This window comes from Planktothrix sp. FACHB-1355, from assembly GCF_014748295.1.
In the GTDB taxonomy this organism is placed as follows: Bacteria; Cyanobacteriota; Cyanobacteriia; order Cyanobacteriales; family Aerosakkonemataceae; genus Aerosakkonema; species Aerosakkonema funiforme_A.
The window spans coordinates 1-2196 of record NZ_JACJUP010001156.1; the positions used below are offsets into that span (position 1 = coordinate 1).

The window sequence follows — 2196 nt, forward strand, 5'->3', positions numbered from 1 at the left end:
CCCCTAACCCCTAACCCCTAACCCCGACGCCCTAGTTTTTCCAGTCCCCGCACGAGTCGGCCAATCCCTTCTATGGCAGTCTCTTCTTTAAGGGCTCCGTAGGCAACGCGCAGGTAGCACCCTTGTTCCATACCAAAGGTGGTGCCTGGAATTACCGCTACTTTATGTTCGCGGATCAAGCGTTCCACTAACTCCATTGCATCTAGCTGAGTGCGGACTTTGAGCAGAAAATAAAAAGCGCCATCGGCTTTGGGAACAGTACATAAATCTTGAATAAGATTTAGTTCGCTCAGGCACTTCTCTCGCACCGTTGCGATCGCACTTAACTTTTCTTTACAATATCCCACTCCTGCTTGCAACGCTCCTAAAGCTGCATACTGGGAGATTACTGGCGGACAAATTAAAATCGTATCTTGAATTTTTTTGACGGACATCAGTAGATGTTCGGGAATCACCATGTAGCCGATGCGCCAACTGGCAAAACCATAAGCTTTGGAGAGAGAATAAAGGCAAATGGTATACTCAGAACTTTCTTTATTTGCGCCTGGGGAGTAGTGCTGCACTCCGTTGTAAGTAAAATATTCGTAAGCTTCATCGCTAATATGGTAGATTTTGTGCTGGCGACATATTTCGTTGACTTTTTGCAATGCTTCTTGCGGATAAACTGCGCCTGTGGGATTGTTGGGTGAAATGGTGACAACGGCGCGTGTTTTTTCGGTGATGGCTTTTTCTATAGCATCGGGAATTAGCTGATAATTTTCATCGGTGGGTACGAGTACGGCGCGACAGCTTGCCATTGCGATCGCCATTTCGTGATTAAAATAATATGGTGAAATCAGAATAATTTCATCCCCAGGCGAAGTAATTGCCAGCAGCGCGTTCGTAAACGCCATATTGCCGCCAGCTGTGACGACAATGCAGCGATTATCGTCGATTTCGATTCGATTTTCAGTTAAAAGCTTATTTTTTATCGCTTCCTGTAATGCGGGAATTCCCTCTACCGCTTGGTACTTGTGATTTTGGGGATTAGCAAAAAATTCGGTAATTCTTTCCGTCGCTGACGGCGGTGGGCCATAATAAACTACTCCTTGTCCCAAAGAAATCGTCCCCGGACAATTGCGAATTAGTTCCCCCACCACCGGGATAATAGGCGTTTGTACCGCCTGCATTCTCAGAGTTTCGTTTTTCATTTGATGTTAAATCTAGCCAACAATTCTGTGCGAGATAAGTTGGCTAATTCTAACAGCAAGCGGGAATATTCTTGTGAGGATAACTTTACCCAAGGCTCAATTACCTGCGACAGTTTTTCATCCAAACTGCCAAATTTATCTACCAGCAAGTTTTCCAGCACAAGACGCCTCTCTTCTATCCGTCCTTCCCGCAATCCTCGCTGTAGTCCTTGTTCTAGTCCTTGCTGTAGTCCTTGCTGTAGTCCTTGCTGTAGTCCTTCGCGTAAAGTCTCTTCACGCCATTGCATATAAGCTCGATTCAAATTCATAATTAATTCCTGTTCCTCTTCTGTTAAATTTGCCTTTCTCTGCACATTGATACGCCAAGTAGAAATCAATTCTAAAACATTGATGCGTAATCGGTTTTCTTGCGGGAGTGCCATTATTTCATTAATGGCTTGCTGCTGAGTTGCGCCTTTTCCCAGGAGTCGCAGCCAAAGTGTTTCTGGTGTGGCTGGTAGTTGGTTTATCGCTACTATAGCTGTTTTGAGCGATTCTGCTAAAAAGTGGACACCAACAGGCCAGTTATCTGCATCTAGTCTAGCGCCGAAACTATCGAGTAACGCAGAAGAAGCAGAAGTTGTGAGAATCCACAAGCGAGGCAATTCAGCTTCGGGAAATTGGTTATCTTCGCGCCTTGCTCTGCGCTGCAAATCGCGGTGCAGCAAAAATAGCTTCACCATACAGCTGCGAATTTCTGCCTTGCTGGGTTGGTTGCGAAACGGTTCTAGGAGACAGGGACTCGATACCATATCACCCAACAATCCTAGCATCTGGCGATCGCTTTCCGGGTTGGGTGAAAATGAAATATCCACTTGCTGAACTTCCCCAGTAATTTCGCGGCTGATTTCTACTTCGCCAATCGGTGATAGCAGTTCTTCTAGGTAGAGTTTGGCAAATTGGTCGTGGGGTTGTCTGGTCATCCGATGCAAGGATTTTGAATTTTATCTATTATATATAAGTTGTA

At 45.4% G+C, this 2196-nt stretch carries 2 protein-coding genes; both read right to left on the bottom strand.

Translation table 11 applies throughout. The features are described 5' to 3' along the window. Nucleotides 1-17 precede the first annotated feature (17 nt). Nucleotides 18-1190, bottom strand: coding sequence for a pyridoxal phosphate-dependent aminotransferase (locus tag H6S82_RS30185; protein WP_190471433.1), 1173 nt, complete (start codon nt 1188-1190; stop codon nt 18-20). After that, the gene (locus H6S82_RS30190) at nt 1187-2152 is read right to left on the bottom strand and encodes a hypothetical protein (RefSeq protein WP_190471437.1); all 966 of its coding nucleotides are present in this window, start codon (nt 2150-2152) and stop codon (nt 1187-1189) included. The genes H6S82_RS30185 and H6S82_RS30190 overlap by 4 nt, the downstream gene beginning before the upstream one ends. Nucleotides 2153-2196: the final 44 nt, after the last annotated feature.